This window comes from Pseudomonas extremorientalis (assembly GCF_024584605.1).
Lineage (GTDB): Bacteria > Pseudomonadota > Gammaproteobacteria > Pseudomonadales > Pseudomonadaceae > Aquipseudomonas > Aquipseudomonas extremorientalis.
Window position 1 is genome coordinate 1,029,304 of the sequence record NZ_CP089519.1, and the last position, 16,166, is coordinate 1,045,469.

Annotated in this window: 15 protein-coding genes; 9 read left to right on the forward strand and 6 right to left on the reverse strand. The window is 61.4% G+C overall.

The features are described 5' to 3' along the window. Positions 1-48: 48 nt before the first annotated feature. The 4 genes from LUU92_RS04480 to LUU92_RS04495 all read left to right on the forward strand — a co-directional run bounded on the left by LUU92_RS04480 (position 49) and on the right by LUU92_RS04495 (position 5,628). Complete coding sequence (locus LUU92_RS04480) at positions 49-1,494, forward strand: aldehyde dehydrogenase family protein (protein WP_012722211.1); 1,446 nt, start codon at positions 49-51, stop codon at positions 1,492-1,494. A gap of 98 nt (positions 1,495-1,592) precedes the next feature. Beyond that, entirely contained in the window at positions 1,593-2,957 is a 1,365-nt protein-coding gene (locus LUU92_RS04485; protein WP_071491129.1) for an MFS transporter, read from the forward strand. An 11-nt stretch (positions 2,958-2,968) separates the two neighbouring features. Beyond that, positions 2,969-4,522, forward strand: coding sequence for a galactarate dehydratase (garD, locus tag LUU92_RS04490; protein ID WP_071491130.1), 1,554 nt, complete (start codon positions 2,969-2,971; stop codon positions 4,520-4,522). Between the two features lie 164 nt (positions 4,523-4,686). Continuing rightward, the gene (locus tag LUU92_RS04495; RefSeq protein WP_071491131.1) at positions 4,687-5,628 is read left to right on the forward strand and encodes an AEC family transporter; all 942 of its coding nucleotides are present in this window, start codon (positions 4,687-4,689) and stop codon (positions 5,626-5,628) included. A 107-nt stretch (positions 5,629-5,735) separates the two neighbouring features. Here LUU92_RS04495 and LUU92_RS04500 read toward each other — a convergent pair whose 3' ends face one another. The 6 genes from LUU92_RS04500 to gatC all read right to left on the reverse strand — a co-directional run bounded on the left by LUU92_RS04500 (position 5,736) and on the right by gatC (position 10,962). Next, complete coding sequence (locus tag LUU92_RS04500) at positions 5,736-6,119, reverse strand: carboxymuconolactone decarboxylase family protein (RefSeq protein ID WP_071491132.1); 384 nt, start codon at positions 6,117-6,119, stop codon at positions 5,736-5,738. Continuing rightward, positions 6,116-7,162 (reverse strand): calcium/sodium antiporter, encoded by a 1,047-nt coding sequence (locus tag LUU92_RS04505; RefSeq protein WP_257103217.1) that lies wholly within the window; start codon positions 7,160-7,162, stop codon positions 6,116-6,118. The genes LUU92_RS04500 and LUU92_RS04505 overlap by 4 nt, the downstream gene beginning before the upstream one ends. A gap of 58 nt (positions 7,163-7,220) precedes the next feature. After that, entirely contained in the window at positions 7,221-7,592 is a 372-nt protein-coding gene (locus LUU92_RS04510; RefSeq protein ID WP_071491134.1) for a septal ring lytic transglycosylase RlpA family protein, read from the reverse strand. Between the two features lie 158 nt (positions 7,593-7,750). Beyond that, a complete protein-coding gene (gene gatB / locus LUU92_RS04515; protein WP_071491135.1) occupies positions 7,751-9,196 on the reverse strand; it encodes an Asp-tRNA(Asn)/Glu-tRNA(Gln) amidotransferase subunit GatB in 1,446 nt (481 codons plus the stop codon). Positions 9,197-9,206: 10 nt separating this feature from the next. Next, complete coding sequence (gene gatA, locus LUU92_RS04520) at positions 9,207-10,658, reverse strand: Asp-tRNA(Asn)/Glu-tRNA(Gln) amidotransferase subunit GatA (protein WP_257103218.1); 1,452 nt, start codon at positions 10,656-10,658, stop codon at positions 9,207-9,209. A 16-nt stretch (positions 10,659-10,674) separates the two neighbouring features. After that, a complete protein-coding gene (gatC, locus tag LUU92_RS04525; protein ID WP_071491137.1) occupies positions 10,675-10,962 on the reverse strand; it encodes an Asp-tRNA(Asn)/Glu-tRNA(Gln) amidotransferase subunit GatC in 288 nt (95 codons plus the stop codon). Positions 10,963-11,172: 210 nt separating this feature from the next. On the opposite strand from gatC, the gene mreB reads away from it, so the two are divergent. The 5 genes from mreB (at position 11,173) to rng (ending at position 16,115) form a co-directional block, all read left to right on the forward strand. Then, positions 11,173-12,210: a rod shape-determining protein MreB gene (mreB, locus tag LUU92_RS04530; RefSeq protein ID WP_002555108.1), complete on the forward strand. Its 1,038-nt coding sequence runs from the start codon at positions 11,173-11,175 to the stop codon at positions 12,208-12,210. A 140-nt stretch (positions 12,211-12,350) separates the two neighbouring features. Continuing rightward, on the forward strand, positions 12,351-13,451 hold the full coding sequence (mreC, locus tag LUU92_RS04535) for a rod shape-determining protein MreC (RefSeq protein ID WP_083351538.1): 1,101 nt from the start codon (positions 12,351-12,353) through the stop codon (positions 13,449-13,451). Beyond that, on the forward strand, positions 13,451-13,939 hold the full coding sequence (gene mreD, locus LUU92_RS04540) for a rod shape-determining protein MreD (protein WP_071491139.1): 489 nt from the start codon (positions 13,451-13,453) through the stop codon (positions 13,937-13,939). Before mreC ends, mreD begins: the two co-directional genes overlap by 1 nt. Before the next feature lie 51 nt (positions 13,940-13,990). Next, positions 13,991-14,587, forward strand: coding sequence for a Maf family protein (locus LUU92_RS04545; RefSeq protein WP_257103219.1), 597 nt, complete (start codon positions 13,991-13,993; stop codon positions 14,585-14,587). 70 nt (positions 14,588-14,657) lie between these two features. Next, positions 14,658-16,115 (forward strand): ribonuclease G, encoded by a 1,458-nt coding sequence (gene rng / locus LUU92_RS04550; RefSeq protein ID WP_071491141.1) that lies wholly within the window; start codon positions 14,658-14,660, stop codon positions 16,113-16,115. Positions 16,116-16,166: the final 51 nt, after the last annotated feature.

Consider the following 16,166-nt stretch of genomic DNA (forward strand, 5'->3'; position numbering starts at 1 on the left):
TACAAGGCCGCTGAGCAATCAGCGGCCTTTTGCGTCAGGAGAAGATTTGTGTCCCAAGCCCAACGTTTCGATAACTACATCAATGGCCAGTGGGTGGCCGGTGCCGACTATTGCGTCAACCTCAACCCGTCGGAGTTGTCCGATGTCATTGGCGAGTATGCCAAGGCGGATGTCGCTCAGGTCAACACTGCCATTGATGCCGCCCGTGCCGCATTCCCAGCCTGGTCTACGTCCGGGATCCAGGCGCGTCACGATGCCTTGGATAAAGTCGGCAGCGAGATCCTCGCCCGTCGCGAAGAGCTCGGCACCCTGCTGGCCCGTGAAGAGGGCAAGACCCTGCCCGAAGCCATCGGTGAAGTGACCCGTGCCGGTAATATCTTCAAGTTCTTTGCCGGTGAATGCCTGCGCCTGTCCGGTGACTACGTGCCGTCGGTACGCCCAGGCGTCAACGTTGAAGTCACCCGTGAAGCCCTGGGTGTGGTCGGCCTGATCACGCCGTGGAACTTCCCGATCGCCATCCCCGCGTGGAAGATCGCCCCGGCCCTGGCCTACGGTAACTGCGTGGTGATCAAGCCTGCCGAGTTGGTGCCGGGCTGTGCCTGGGCCCTGGCCGAAATCATTTCCCGTGCCGGTTTCCCCGCCGGTGTATTCAACCTGGTGATGGGCAGCGGTCGCGTGGTTGGCGATGTGCTGGTCAACAGCCCGAAGGTCGATGGCATCAGTTTCACCGGTTCTGTGGGTGTTGGGCGCCAGATCGCCGTCAGCTGCGTCTCGCGCCAGGCCAAAGTGCAGTTGGAGATGGGCGGCAAAAATCCGCAGATCATCCTCGACGACGCCGACCTCAAGCAGGCCGTCGAGCTGTCGGTACAGAGCGCTTTCTACTCCACCGGCCAGCGTTGCACCGCTTCCAGCCGCCTGATCGTGACCGCGGGTATCCACGACCAGTTCGTCGCGGCCATGGCGGAGCGCATGAAGTCGATCAAGGTCGGCCATGCACTCAAGAGCGGCACGGACATCGGCCCGGTGGTGTCCCAGGCCCAGTTGGACCAGGACCTCAAGTACATCGACATCGGCCAGAGCGAAGGTGCGCGGCTGGTCAGCGGTGGCGGCCTGGTGACCTGCGACACCGAAGGCTACTACCTGGCACCGACGCTGTTTGCCGACAGCGAAGCTGCGATGCGTATCAGCCGTGAAGAGATCTTCGGCCCGGTGGCCAACGTGGTGCGCGTGGCGGACTACGAAGCGGCGCTGGCCATGGCCAACGACACCGAGTTCGGGCTGTCGGCGGGCATTGCCACCACCTCGCTCAAATACGCCAACCACTTCAAGCGCCATTCCCAGGCCGGGATGGTGATGGTCAACCTGCCGACTGCCGGTGTGGATTACCACGTTCCTTTCGGTGGCCGTAAGGGCTCATCCTATGGTTCGCGTGAGCAAGGTCGCTATGCGCAAGAGTTCTACACCGTGGTGAAGACCAGTTACATCGGTTCGTAAGACGCATCACCTTGTGGGAGCCGGATGCCTGCCGGCTCCCACACTAAAAACAGAAAACCATTACCCGCAAAAAAAATAATTAGTGGGAGTACTTCTACATGCAAGCGACCAAGCCGACCCACGTCCGCTATTTGATCCTGCTCATGCTGTTCCTGGTGACCACGATCAACTACGCCGACCGGGCCACCATCGCCATCGCAGGTTCCAGCCTGCAAAAAGACCTCGGCATCGACGCGGTCACCCTCGGTTATATCTTCTCTGCATTCGGTTGGGCCTACGTGGCCGGGCAAATCCCCGGTGGCTGGCTGCTGGACCGGTTCGGCTCGAAAAAAGTCTATGCCCTGAGCATCTTCACCTGGTCCCTGTTCACCGTGCTGCAAGGCTATGTCGGTGAATTCGGGGTCTCCACCGCCGTGGTTGCGCTGTTCATGCTGCGCTTCATGGTGGGCCTGGCCGAAGCACCGTCCTTTCCCGGCAACGCTCGGATTGTGGCCGCCTGGTTCCCTACCGCCGAGCGCGGTACGGCATCGGCGATTTTCAATTCGGCGCAATACTTTGCCACCGTGCTGTTTGCGCCGCTGATGGGCTGGATTGTCTACCGCTTCGGCTGGCAGCACGTGTTTATCGTGATGGGCGTGATCGGCATCATTTTCTCGCTGATCTGGCTGAAAGTGATCCACAGCCCGCGCCAGCACCCGATGATCAACGAAGCCGAGTTCAACCATATCGCGGCCAACGGCGCCATGGTCGATATGGACCAGGACAAAGGCAAGGGCAAGAAAACCGACGGGCCGAAGTGGGATTACATCCGCCAGTTGCTGACCAACCGCATGATGCTCGGCGTCTACCTGGGCCAGTACTGCATCAACGGCATCACCTATTTCTTCCTCACCTGGTTCCCGGTGTACCTGGTGCAGGACCGGGGCATGACCATCCTCAAAGCCGGTTTCATTGCTTCGTTGCCGGCAATCTGCGGGTTTATCGGTGGCGTGCTCGGTGGGGTAATTTCCGATTACCTGCTGCGCAAGGGCCATTCCCTGACCTTCGCGCGCAAGGCGCCAATCATTGGTGGCCTGCTGATCTCCAGCAGCATCGTGGCGTGCAACTACGTGGATATCGAATGGATGGTGGTCGGCTTCATGGCCTTGGCCTTCTTCGGCAAGGGCGTTGGCGCACTGGGTTGGGCGGTGGTGTCCGACACCTCGCCGAAACAAATCGCCGGCCTCAGTGGCGGCTTGTTCAACACCTTCGGTAACCTCGCGTCGATCACCACGCCGATTGTCATCGGCTACATCATCAGCACCACCGGTTCGTTCAAATGGGCCCTGGTGTTCGTCGGCGCCAACGCACTGGTAGCGGTGTTCAGCTATCTGGTCATCGTTGGGCCGATCAAGCGTGTAGTACTCAAAGAGCCGCCCACCAAGGGGCCTGAGTTGACCCACCTAACCGAAGCGCATTCCTGAGGGGCGATGTAATGCAGTTGATTGAACATGCCGACTCGCCGCGCTCGATTCGTTTGCACGAGCGCGACAACGTGGTGATCGTGGTCAATGACCAGGGCGTCCCGGCCGGGACCGAGTTCCCGGACGGCCTGGTGACCGTGGATTTCATCCCCCAGAGCCACAAAGTGACCCTGGAAGATATCCCCGAAGGTGGCCAGATCATTCGCTACGGCCAGATCATCGGTTATGCGCTGGCACCGATTCCACGCGGCAGCTGGGTGCAGGAAGATCAACTGCGCATGCCCACCGCGCCGCCGCTGGACAGCTTGCCGCTGTCCACCGAGGTGCCTGAAACCCAGGCGCCACTGGAGGGCTTTACCTTCGAGGGGTATCGCAACGCCGACGGCACCGTGGGTACGCGCAATATTCTCGGCATCACCACCACGGTGCAGTGCGTCACGGGCGTGCTGGACCATGCGGTCAAGCGAATCAAGGATGAATTGCTGCCCAGGTACCCGCATGTCGATGACGTGGTGGCGCTGACCCACAGCTACGGCTGTGGCGTGGCGATCACTGCGACGGACGCCTACATCCCGATCCGCACCGTGCGCAATCTGGCGCGCAACCCGAACCTGGGGGGCGAGGCCCTGGTGATCAGCCTGGGCTGCGAGAAATTGCAGGCCGGGCAGGTGATGCACGACAACGACAGCTCGGTGGACCTGAGTGAGCCCTGGCTGTATCGCCTGCAGGACTCCAGCCACGGGTTTACCGAGATGATCGAGCAGATCATGGAGCTGGCGGAGGTGCGCTTGAAGAAGCTCGACCAGCGCCGTCGCGAAACAGTGCCGGCGTCCGAGCTGATCCTGGGCATGCAGTGCGGCGGCAGTGATGCGTTCTCTGGCATCACCGCCAACCCGGCGCTGGGCTATGCCTCGGACTTGCTGCTGCGGGCCGGGGCGACGGTGATGTTTTCCGAGGTCACTGAAGTACGGGATGCCATCTACTTGCTGACTTCGCGTGCAGAGACGAAGGACGTTGCCCAGGAGCTGGTCCGGGAAATGGATTGGTACGACCGTTACCTGGCCAAGGGCGAAGCGGATCGCAGTGCCAATACCACGCCGGGCAACAAGAAGGGCGGGTTGTCGAACATTGTCGAGAAGTCCCTGGGTTCCATCGTCAAGTCCGGCAGCAGCGCGATCAACGGTGTGCTTGGTCCGGGTGAGCGTTTCAAGGGCAAGGGCCTGATCTTTTGCGCAACGCCGGCCAGTGACTTTGTGTGCGGCACCTTGCAACTGGCGGCGGGGATGAATCTGCACGTGTTCACCACCGGGCGTGGCACGCCGTACGGCCTGGCGATGGCGCCGGTGGTGAAGGTGTCGACGCGTACTGAGCTGGCGCAGCGCTGGCCGGACCTGATCGATATCGACGCCGGGCGCATTGCCACCGGGCGTGCGACTATCGAGGAGCTGGGCTGGGAGCTGTTTCACTTCTACCTGGATGTGGCCAGCGGCAAGAAGCAGACATGGGCGGAACACCACAAGCTGCATAACGACATCACCTTGTTTAACCCGGCGCCTATTACCTGAGACCGAGTCGCCTGCATCGGGGGCAAGCCCCCTCCCACATTTTGAACGGTGAGCACCGTCAGAGGTGGGAGGGGCTTGCCCCCCGATAGCGGTAGACCAGACGAAGCGGCCTGCACTGGCTTATCATTAGCCACCTAACGACGCTCACCAAGGTTCTCCCCGGCATGCTGGCAATTTTCCTCTCCACCCTCACCATCACCGCGCCGGTGTTTGCCATGCTGTTCCTCGGTGTGCTGCTCAAGCGCATCAACTGGATCAACGACAACTTCATCCATACGGCCTCGTCCCTGGTGTTCAACGTCACCATGCCGGCGTTGCTGTTCCTCGGCATCCTGCATGCCGACCTGCATTCGGCGCTCAAGCCGGGTTTGCTGATCTATTTTGCCGTCGCCACCTTGCTCAGCTTTGCCCTGGCCTGGGGCTGGGCGATCTTTCGTTGCCCGCGTGAAGACCGGGGCATCTACACCCAGGGGGCGTTTCGCGGTAATAACGGCGTGATTGGCCTGGCGCTGGCCGCCAGCATGTACGGTGACTACGGCATCTCCCTCGGCGCGATCCTCGCAGCGCTGGTGATCCTGTTCTACAACACGCTGTCGACCATCGTGCTGGCGGTGTACAGCCCGGTGATCAAGTCCGACCCGTGGAGCATCTGCAAGAGTGTACTGGCCAATCCGTTGATCATCAGCGTGATCGCGGCGGCGCCGTTCGCCTATTTCCAGATCGGCCTGCCCGGTTGGCTGGAAAAATCCATGCAGTACCTGGCGGACACTACCTTGCCGCTGGCATTGATCTGCATCGGCGGCACCTTGTCACTGACGGCTTTGCGCAAGAGCGGCAACATGGCATTGAGCGCAAGCCTGATGAAGATGGTCTGGCTGCCGGTGGTCGCCACCCTGGGCGCCTGGCTGCTGGGCTTTCGCGGGGCGGAGTTGGGGATTCTGTTCCTGTACTTCGGCGCACCGACCGCCGCGGCGAGCTTCGTGATGGCCAGGGCGGCCGAGGGCAACCATGAACTGGCGGCAGCGATTATCGTGATCACCACCTTGATGGCGGCGGTGACCACGAATATCGGGATCTTTGTGTTGCAGGCGGGTGGTTGGATCTGAACGCCCGGGTGCCTGTGAGGGCCAATCGGGGGCAAGCCCCCTCCCACATTGGACGGGCGAGCACATTCAATGTGGGAGGGGGCTTGCCCCCGATAGCTATCTGACCGTCACTGCTGATCGGTCTGATACGCGTCGATCACTTCCTGCGCGGCACGGAACGCATCAATCGCCGCCGGCACGCCGGCATACACCGCGCAATGCAGCAGTGCTTCGCGGATTTCCTCCACGGTACAACCGTTGTTCAGTGCGCCGCGCACGTGGCCCTTCAATTCCTGCGGGCACTTGAGCGCGGTCAGGGCGGCGAGGGTGATCAGGCTGCGGGTCTTCAGCGGCAACCCTTCGCGGTTCCATACGCTGCCCCAGGCATGTTCGTTGACGAAATCCTGCAACGGCTGGCTGAACTCGGTGGCATTGCCCAGGGCGCGGTCGACGAACGTATCGCCCATGACCTGGCGACGCATTTGTACCCCGGGCTTCTTCTGATCGGTCATTGCGGTTCCCTCTTGTGTTGGCGGCGCCAGGCTTGCAGCGTGCTGAACACCAGGAAAGCCACCAGCACTGGCAGGACGTAATACAGCATCAGTTGTTCAAGCTTGTTGGCCAGGGGCATGCCCGTGGTGAACGCCATCACGTGCAGCCCGTACGCCAGATACAGGCCCAGCAGTACCAGGCCTTCGGCGCGGGTCACGCGGTAACCGGTGTAGAACACCGGCAGGCACAGCACCACCACGCCGAGCATCACCGGCAGGTCGAAATCCAGGGCATTGGGCGACACCGACAGCGGAGACGGGGCGAGCAGGGCGGTCAGGCCCAACACGCCGAGCAGGTTGAACAGGTTGCTGCCGATCACGTTACCCACGGCAATGTCCCGCTCGCCGCGCAAGGCGGCGATCAGTGACGTCGCCAGGCAGGGCAGGGAGGTGCCGACACCGATCAAGGTCAGCCCGATCACACGTTCCGACAGGCCCAGGTCGCTCGCCACATCCACCGCCGCGCCCAACAGCAAATGCCCGGCCAGCACCAGGATCAGAAAACCACCGATCATCAGCAGCACGCTGCTCAGCCACGGCGCCCTGGCCACCGTGTCCAGGGTGCGCGGGCGGCGGGAGTGGCGCGTCTGGTAGTGCAATACGCCGAGGTAAGCGAGCAGGGCAACAAGCAGCATCAGGCCGTCGATGGGCGTGAGTTCTTCGTTGGCCGCCAGGGTGAACACCAGCAGCCCGGCCAGGATCATCACGGGGATGTCCAGGCGCACCAACTGGCGTGAGACCCGCAGCGGAATAATCAGCGCCGACAGGCCCAGGGTCACCAGGATGTTGAAGATGCTGCTGCCGATCACGCTGCCCACGGCGATATCGGTATTGCCGGCCAGGGTGGCTTGCAGGCTGACGGTCATTTGCGGTGCGCTGCTGCCGAAGGCGACGATGGTCAGGCCGATGATCAGTGGCCGCACCTTGAGGCTGGCGGCCAGGCGCACGGCGGCACGCACCAGGATTTCGGCACCGAGGATCAGCAGCACCAGGCCGCTGACCAATTCCAGCAGGCTCCAGGGCGAGAGGGCGGTTAATCCGAAAATGGCCAGGGCTCCGTTTTCAATTGCTCAGGGCTTGCACGCGAACTCGCGCCGTACCGCTGCCGATCATACCCAGCTGTTGGGCGGCCTTGCGTGAAAGATCGATCAAGCGCCCACGTGTATGCGGGCCGCGATCATTGATGCGGACAACCACGGATCGGTCGTTGTCGAGATTGGTGACCTTGACCTGCGTGCCGAAGGGCAGGCGCCGGTGGGCGGCGGTCAGGGCGTTCTGGTTGAAGGGTTCACCGCTGGCAGTTTTCTTGCCGTGGTGTTTGGCGCCGTAGTAGGACGCAGTGCCGGTTTCGTCGTAGCCGTTGGGGTCGATGAGGCCGCTGGCGCAGCCGGCCAACAGGGAGAACAGGGCCAGGAGGCCGAGTAGACGCTTCATTTCCAGGTTATCCCCCTATTGAATGTGGGAGGGGGCTTGCCCCGATAGCGGCGCGTCAGTCAATAGAATTGCTGGCTGATACACCCTCATCGGGGGCAAGCCCCCTCCCACAGTAGGCCGAGTTGAGCATGAGGTCTCACTCGGTCTCTTCACCGCTGTCAGCCTTCGAGTTTGCTTTTCAGCAATTCGTTCACCTGTTGCGGGTTGGCCTTGCCTTTGGAGGCTTTCATTGCCTGGCCCACAAAGAAGCCGAACATCTTGCCGCGCTTGGCTTCGTCTGCCGCACGGTATTGTTCGACCTGCTCGGCGTTGGCCGCGAGCATTTCATCCAGCACAGCCGAGATCGCGCCGCTGTCGGTGACTTGCTTGAGGCCGCGCTTCTCGATGATCTCGTCGGCGCTGCCTTCGCCGCCGGCCATGGCTTCGAACACGGTCTTGGCGATTTTGCCGGAGATAGTGTTGTCCTTGATGCGCAGCAGCATGCCGCCCAGTTGCTCGGCGCTGACCGGGGCCTCGTCGATTTCCAGGCCTTGCTTGTTCAACAGGCTGCCCAGCTCAACCATCACCCAGTTGGCCGCCAGCTTGGCGTCACCAGCAATGTTCACGACTTTTTCGAAGTAGTTGGCTTGCTCGCGGCTGGACGCCAGGACGCTCGCATCGTAGACCGACAGACCGAACTGTTCCTGGAAGCGCTCGCGTTTCTGCTGCGGCAGTTCCGGCAGGGTGGCGCGGATCTCGTTGAGGAACGAGTCCTCCAGCACCACCGGCAACAGGTCCGGATCGGGGAAGTAACGGTAGTCGTTGGCTTCCTCTTTGCTGCGCATAGCGCGGGTTTCGTCTTTGTTCGGGTCGTACAGGCGAGTTTGCTGGATGACCTTGCCGCCGTCTTCGATCAGCTCGATCTGGCGACGCACTTCGCTGTTGATCGCTTTCTCGATGAAGCGGAACGAGTTGACGTTCTTGATCTCGCAGCGAGTGCCAAACTCAACCTGGCCCTTTGGACGGATCGACACGTTGCAGTCGCAACGCAGCGAGCCTTCGGCCATGTTGCCGTCGCAGATGCCCAGGTAGCGCACCAACGCGTGGATGGTCTTGACGTAGGCCACGGCTTCCTTGGCGCTGCGCATGTCCGGCTCGGATACGATTTCCAGCAGCGGCGTACCGGCACGGTTCAGGTCGATACCGGTCGCGCCGGGGAATTCTTCGTGCAGGCTCTTGCCGGCGTCTTCTTCCAGGTGCGCACGGGTCACGCCGACGCGCTTGATGGTGCCGTCTTCCAGCGGGATGTCCAGGTGGCCCTTGCCGACGATCGGCAATTCCATCTGGCTGATCTGGTAGCCCTTGGGCAGGTCCGGGTAGAAGTAGTTCTTGCGCGCGAACACGTTGTGCTGGCCGATTTCGGCGTCAATCGCCAGGCCGAACATCACCGCCATGCGCACCGCTTCCTGGTTCAACACCGGCAGTACGCCGGGCATGCCCAGGTCGACCAGGCTGGCCTGGGTGTTGGGCTCGGAGCCGAACGTGGTGGCGCTACCGGAGAAAATCTTCGATTGGGTGGCGAGCTGGGTATGAATCTCCAGCCCGATCACGACTTCCCATTGCATAGTGTTCTCCTCAGAAGCCGGTAGGGGTGCGAGTGTGCCAGTCAGTGTTCAACTGGTACTGGTGCGCCACATTGAGCAGGCGGCCTTCCTGGAAATACGGGGCGAGCAATTGCACACCGACCGGCAGGCCATCGACGAAACCGGCGGGCATGGACAAGCCCGGCAGGCCCGCGAGGTTGGCGGTGATGGTGTAGAGGTCTTCGAGGTACGCAGCCACCGGGTCGCCGTTCTTGGCGCCGAGTTTCCAGGCCGGGTTCGGCGTGGTTGGGCCCAGGATCACGTCGACGTGTTCAAAGGCGGCCATGAAGTCGTTCTTCACCAGGCGACGGATTTTCTGCGCCTTCAGGTAGTACGCGTCGTAGTAACCGGCCGACAGGGCGTAAGCGCCGACCATGATGCGGCGCTGCACTTCGGCGCCGAAGCCTTCGCCACGGGAACGTTTGTACAGGTCGGTGAGGTCTTTCGGGTTTTCGCAGCGGTAGCCGAAGCGCACGCCGTCGAAACGCGACAGGTTGGAGGAGGCCTCTGCCGGCGCGATCACGTAGTACGCAGGAATCGCGTGCTGGTTGTTCGGCAGGCTGATCTCCTTGATCACCGCGCCGAGGCCTTCCAGTGTCTTGACGCTGTTGTGCACCAGTTCGGCGATGCGCGGGTCGAGGCCGGCACTGAAGTATTCCTTCGGCACGCCGATGCGCAGGCCCTTGAGCGAGGTGTTCAGGCTGGCGCTGTAGTCCGGCACGGGCTCATCGATGCTGGTGGAGTCCTGTTTATCGAAACCGGCCATGCCTTGTAACAATATCGCGCAGTCTTCGGCGGTGCGGGCCAGGGGGCCGCCCTGATCGAGGCTGGACGCGTAGGCGATCATGCCCCAGCGGGAAACGCGACCGTAGGTCGGTTTCAGGCCGGTGAGGTTGGTGAACGCGGCAGGCTGGCGGATCGAACCACCGGTGTCGGTGGCCGTGGCGGCCGGCAGGAAGCGTGCGGCGACGGCTGCAGCCGAACCACCGGACGAACCGCCGGGCACGTGCTCCAGGCTCCACGGGTTTTTCACCGCGCCGTAGTAGCTCGACTCGTTGGCCGAACCCATGGCGAATTCGTCCATGTTGGTCTTGCCCAGGGTCACGGCCCCGGCGGCAGCCAGCTTGGACACCACGGTGGCGTCGTAGGGGGCTTTAAAGTTGTCGAGCATCTTCGAGCCGCAGCTGGTGCGAATGCCCTGGGTGCAGAACAGGTCTTTGTGGGCAATCGGGGCGCCCAGCAGTGGGCCATTTTCACCGTTGGCGCGACGTGCGTCGGCGGCCTTGGCCTGGCTCAAGGCCAGCTCTTCGGTGAGGCTGATGAAGCTGTTGACCTTGGGGTCGTGCTCGGCGATACGCGCCAGCAGGGTCTTGGTCAGCTCTTCGGAAGAAAACTTTTTGTCGGCGAGACCGCGGGCGATCTCGGCCAGAGTCATGTGATGCATTGCAGGCTCTTTCCCTTTAGTCGATGACTTTCGGAACCAGGTACAGGCCGTTTTCGACCGCTGGCGCGATGGACTGGTAGGCCTCGCGATTATTACTCTCGGTCACGACGTCAGCGCGCAGGCGCTGGCTGGCTTCCAGTGGGTGAGCCAGGGGCTCGATGCCGTCGGTATTCACGGCCTGCATTTGGTCGACCAGCCCGAGAATGCTGTTCAGGGCGGCGGTGGTCTGTGGAAGATCGACTTCATTGAGGCCCAGGCAGGCCAGATGAGCGATTTTTTCCACGTCGGAGCGTTCAAGCGTCATGGGAATCTCCAGTGGAAAACAGAACGGAGGCTGTCCGTGTGTTAGATTGTCGGAACACTACCGCATTTCTACGGTCTTACGGCCGCGATTGTGGGGTTAGGTGCACAGAAAGTCGGCCAATTTAGCACATTGGCGCCTTGCCCAAAATCCCTGTCGTTGTTAGAGTTTGCCGCACTTTTTTACCCACGCGTTGCCTAGGGTCCCTTTCCCATGTTCAAGAAACTGCGTGGCATGTTTTCCAGCGATCTTTCCATTGACCTGGGCACTGCCAACACCCTTATTTACGTGCGCGAGCGCGGTATCGTCCTGAATGAGCCATCGGTTGTGGCCATTCGGACCCATGGTAATCAGAAAAGTGTCGTTGCCGTCGGCACCGAGGCCAAGCGCATGCTCGGCCGTACACCAGGCAATATTGCTGCCATTCGTCCGATGAAAGACGGCGTGATCGCAGACTTCAGTGTCTGCGAGAAGATGCTGCAGTACTTCATCAACAAGGTTCACGAAAACAGTTTCCTGCAGCCCAGCCCTCGTGTGCTGATCTGTGTTCCATGCAAGTCCACCCAGGTTGAGCGTCGTGCCATCCGTGAATCGGCCCTCGGTGCCGGTGCCCGTGAAGTGTTCCTGATCGAAGAGCCAATGGCTGCTGCGATCGGTGCCGGCCTGCCGGTTGAAGAAGCGCGCGGTTCGATGGTGGTGGATATCGGTGGTGGTACCACTGAAATCGCCCTGATTTCCCTGAACGGTGTGGTGTATGCCGAGTCCGTCCGTGTAGGCGGCGACCGCTTCGACGAAGCGATCATCACTTATGTGCGCCGTAACTACGGCAGCCTGATCGGCGAATCCACCGCAGAGCGCATCAAGCAGGAAATCGGCACCGCCTATCCAGGCGGCGAAGTACGCGAAGTCGATGTTCGCGGTCGCAACCTGGCCGAAGGCGTGCCACGTGCCTTCACCCTGAACTCCAATGAAGTGCTGGAGGCTCTGCAGGAGTCCCTGGCGACCATCGTTCAGGCCGTGAAGAGTGCCCTGGAGCAATCGCCGCCGGAACTGGCTTCCGACATCGCCGAGCGTGGCCTGGTACTGACCGGTGGTGGCGCCTTGCTGCGTGACCTCGACAAATTGCTGGCCCAGGAAACCGGCCTGCCGGTGATCGTCGCCGAAGACCCGCTGACCTGTGTTGCTCGCGGTGGTGGTCGTGCACTGGAAATGATGGATAAACACACCATGGACCTGCTTTCCAGCGAATAAGCCTTTGCTGATGAGCCCATGTTTCGCCCGCAGGCAGCACTTTGCAGTGCTGCCTGTTGGCGTTTATCTTCTTCAATCTGCATCCAGGCCGGTTAGATGCCGTATGAATAAAGAGAACATTTGCCTGGGAGGAGCGGCTTATTAAACCGCTTTTCGCCAAAGGCCCCTCATTGGGCGTGCGCCTGTTGGTGCTGGTCGTGCTTTCGGTCGCGCTGATGGTGGTCGATGCCCGCTTTGCACTGCTCAAGCCCGTGCGCAGCCAGATGTCGCTGGTGTTGATGCAGACCTACTGGATCACCGACCTGCCGCAACGTCTGTTCCAGGGCGTGGCCAGCCAGTTCGGCAGCCGCACCGAGCTCGTCGCCGAGAACGAAAAACTCAAGACCGAAAACCTGCTGTTGCAGGGGCGTATGCAGAAGCTGGCGGCCCTCACCGAGCAGAACGTTCGGCTGCGCGAGTTGCTCAATTCTTCCGCGCTGGTCAATGAAAAGGTCGAAGTGGCCGAGTTGATCGGCATGGACCCCAACCCCTTCACCCATCGCATCATCATCAACAAGGGTGAGCGCGACGGTGTGGTCCTCGGCCAGCCGGTGCTCGACGCCCGTGGCCTGATGGGCCAGGTGGTCGAGCTGATGCCTTACACCTCGCGGGTGTTGTTGCTGACGGATACTACCCACAGCATCCCGGTGCAGGTAAACCGCAACGGCCTGCGCGCGATTGCCAGCGGTACCGGCAACCCCGAGCGCCTGGAGTTGCGCCATGTGGCCGACACTGCCGACATCAAGGAAGGCGACTTGTTGGTCAGTTCCGGCCTCGGTCAGCGTTTCCCGGCCGGCTACCCGGTGGCGACGGTCAAGGAAGTGATCCACGATTCCGGCCAGCCATTTGCCATTGTGCGTGCCGTGCCGACTGCAGCCCTGAACCGCAGCCGCTACCTGCTGCTGGTATTCAGCGACAACCGCACCCCGGAAGAGCGCGCCAACGACGCCGCCCAGGCCCAGGAAGCAGAAGATAAGCGAAATGGCATCGCGCCGATCGTTCCTGCGACGGTGCCCAAGCCTGCATTCGTGGGGCCGCCCGCACCCGCCGCTGCCCCGGCCGCGCCTGTGGCCACGCCGGTCAAGCCGGCCGCCCACAACGCTCGCCCGGCCAAGCCGGCGGCGACCAAGCCACCGGCCGCCACGCCTGCAGCCAAGCCTCCAGCGGCCGCTGCGACCACCACGCGGCAGAGGGAAGAATAATGGCCGGTACTCATTCGCGTAACGGTTGGATCGTCTGGCTGACCTTTGCCATCGGTTTGTTGCTCAGCGTTTCGCCGCTGCCACAGTTCATGGAAATCCTGCGCCCGCTCTGGCTGGCGTTGCTGCTGGCGTTCTGGGCGCTGAACCTGCCGCACAAAGTCGGCATGGTCACTGCAATGTTCCTGGGCTTGGCGGAAGATGTGCTCTATGGCACCTTGCTGGGCCAGAACGCGTTGATCCTGACGTTGATCACTTTCCTGGTGCTGTCGTTGCAGCAGCGTTTGCGCATGTTCCCGATGTGGCAACAGTGCCTGGTGATCCTGGTGATCTTCGGCCTGGCACAACTGGTTCAGCTGTGGCTCAGTGCCTTGACCGGTAACCGCCAGCCCACCCTTGCGTTGGTGCTGCCGGCCCTGGTCAGTGCGTTGCTGTGGCCATGGGTCAGCTTCGGTCTGCGTGGGTTGCGTCGTCGCTACAAAATCAATTGAATGGATTGCGAGGCTCTGCCTGGTTATCGAGCCCTACAGGGAGAGTCTGCAATGAATTCGCTTTACCTGGCCTCGGGCTCTCCGAGGCGGCGTGAACTGTTGACCCAGATCGGTGTGCCCTTCACCGTGGTCAGCGCCGCTATTGATGAAACCCCTCTTACAAATGAATCCGCCGTTTCCTACGTCGAGCGCTTGGCGCGCGGTAAGGCTGCGGCGGGTTTTGCTGTGCTCTCAAATACGTCTGGCGCCTGTGTGCTGGGGGCTGATACGGCTGTGATCGTTGATGGTCAGATCCTCGGTAAGCCCGTTGACCAGGCCGATGCCTTGGCGATGTTGATGGCCTTGTCGGGGCGTGAGCACGAGGTGCTCACCGCCATTGCCCTCACCGACGGCCAGCGCTGCGAGTGTATTTGTGTAAGCAGTCGTGTACGTTTTCGCGACATTTCTGTCGAGGAGGCTACAACCTACTGGCACAGTGGCGAACCCCAGGACAAGGCGGGCGGCTATGCTATCCAAGGCCTGGGCTCGGTGTTTGCGGCCGGGCTCAATGGCAGTTATTCGGCGGTCGTCGGCCTGCCGGTGTGCGAAACCGCACAACTGCTCCATCAATTCGGCATACCCTGTTGGCAAAATCTTACCGTGCGCTGATCGCCGTTCCCCAGCGCCCAGCCTTTAGCGATCGGTCACTATTGTGAAAACGCCTGAACGAGACCCAGCCATGAGTGAAGAGATTCTGATCAATATCACGCCGATGGAATCGCGCGTGGCGGTGGTAGAGAACGGTGTTCTGCAAGAAGTCCATGTTGAGCGCACCCAGAAGCGCGGGATCGTCGGCAATATCTACAAAGGCAAGGTGGTGCGTGTACTGCCGGGGATGCAAGCGGCATTCGTCGATATCGGCCTGGACCGTGCCGCATTTATCCATGCCTCGGAAATTTCCCTGCGCGAAGGCCCTGCGGTGGAAAGCATCAGTGCGCTGGTGCACGAAGGGCAGAGCCTGGTGGTGCAAGTCACCAAGGACCCCATCGGTTCCAAGGGCGCGCGCCTGACCACGCAGTTGTCGATCCCGTCGCGTTACCTGGTGTACATGCCGCGTACGGCGCATGTCGGCATTTCATTGAAGATCGAAGACGAAGCCGAGCGTGAGCGCCTGAAGAAGGTGGTCAGCGATTGCGTAGCCGCCGAAGGCATCAAGGAGGCGGGCGGCTTTATTCTGCGCACCGCTGCCGAGGGCGCCGGCGCCGATGAAATCCTCATGGACATCCGCTACCTGCGGCGTCTGTGGGACCAGATCGACGCCCAGATCAAGACCATCGGCGCGCCCAGCGTCATTTATGAAGACCTGGGCCTGGCCCTGCGCACACTGCGCGACCTGGTCAGCCCGAAGATTGAGAAAATTCGCATCGACTCGCGGGAAACCTTCCAGCGCACTACGCAATTCGTCGCCGAACTGATGCCGGAAATTGCCGACCGCCTGGAGCACTACCCCGGCGAGCGACCGATCTTCGACCTGTATGGCGTCGAAGACGAAATCCAGAAAGCCCTGGAACGCAAGGTGCCGCTCAAGTCCGGCGGCTACCTGGTGGTGGACCCGGCGGAAGCCATGACCACCATCGACGTCAACACCGGTGCGTTCGTGGGCCATCGCAACCTCGAAGAAACCATCTTCAAGACCAACCTCGAAGCGGCTACCGCGATTGCTCGCCAACTGCGTCTGCGCAACCTGGGTGGCATCATCATCATCGACTTCATCGACATGGAAGACGAAGAGCACCAGCGCCAGGTGCTGCGGACCCTCGAGAAACAGCTGGAGCGTGATCACGCCAAGACCAACATTATCGGCATTACCGAGTTGGGCCTGGTGCAGATGACCCGCAAACGCACCCGAGAAAGCCTCGAGCAAGTGCTGTGCGAGCCGTGCAGCAGTTGCCAGGGGCGCGGTAAGTTGAAGACCCCGGAAACGGTTTGCTACGAGATTTTTCGCGAGATCCTGCGTGAAGCGCGTGCCTACCAGGCCGAAGGTTATAGAGTGCTTGCCAACCAGAAAGTGGTCGACCGACTGCTGGACGAAGAGTCCGGCAACGTTGCCGAGCTGGAGGGATTTATCGGGCGCACGATACGCTTCCAGGTTGAAACCATGTATTCCCAGGAACAATACGACGTGGTGCTGCTCTGATCCCCATTCGCTTTCCTTTTATGAGACAGGCAGGCCTTGATCTGCCGTCCG

Coding starts and splice junctions, on each gene's coding strand:
- LUU92_RS04485 (WP_071491129.1), top strand. CDS start 1,593: ATGCAAGCGACCAAGCCGACCCACGTCCGCTATTTGATCCTGCTCATG.
- garD (WP_071491130.1), top strand. CDS start 2,969: ATGCAGTTGATTGAACATGCCGACTCGCCGCGCTCGATTCGTTTGCAC.
- LUU92_RS04495 (WP_071491131.1), top strand. CDS start 4,687: ATGCTGGCAATTTTCCTCTCCACCCTCACCATCACCGCGCCGGTGTTT.
- LUU92_RS04500 (WP_071491132.1), bottom strand. CDS start 6,119: ATGACCGATCAGAAGAAGCCCGGGGTACAAATGCGTCGCCAGGTCATG.
- LUU92_RS04510 (WP_071491134.1), bottom strand. CDS start 7,592: ATGAAGCGTCTACTCGGCCTCCTGGCCCTGTTCTCCCTGTTGGCCGGC.
- gatB (WP_071491135.1), bottom strand. CDS start 9,196: ATGCAATGGGAAGTCGTGATCGGGCTGGAGATTCATACCCAGCTCGCC.
- gatA (WP_257103218.1), bottom strand. CDS start 10,658: ATGCATCACATGACTCTGGCCGAGATCGCCCGCGGTCTCGCCGACAAA.
- gatC (WP_071491137.1), bottom strand. CDS start 10,962: ATGACGCTTGAACGCTCCGACGTGGAAAAAATCGCTCATCTGGCCTGC.
- mreB (WP_002555108.1), top strand. CDS start 11,173: ATGTTCAAGAAACTGCGTGGCATGTTTTCCAGCGATCTTTCCATTGAC.
- mreD (WP_071491139.1), top strand. CDS start 13,451: ATGGCCGGTACTCATTCGCGTAACGGTTGGATCGTCTGGCTGACCTTT.
- LUU92_RS04545 (WP_257103219.1), top strand. CDS start 13,991: ATGAATTCGCTTTACCTGGCCTCGGGCTCTCCGAGGCGGCGTGAACTG.
- rng (WP_071491141.1), top strand. CDS start 14,658: ATGAGTGAAGAGATTCTGATCAATATCACGCCGATGGAATCGCGCGTG.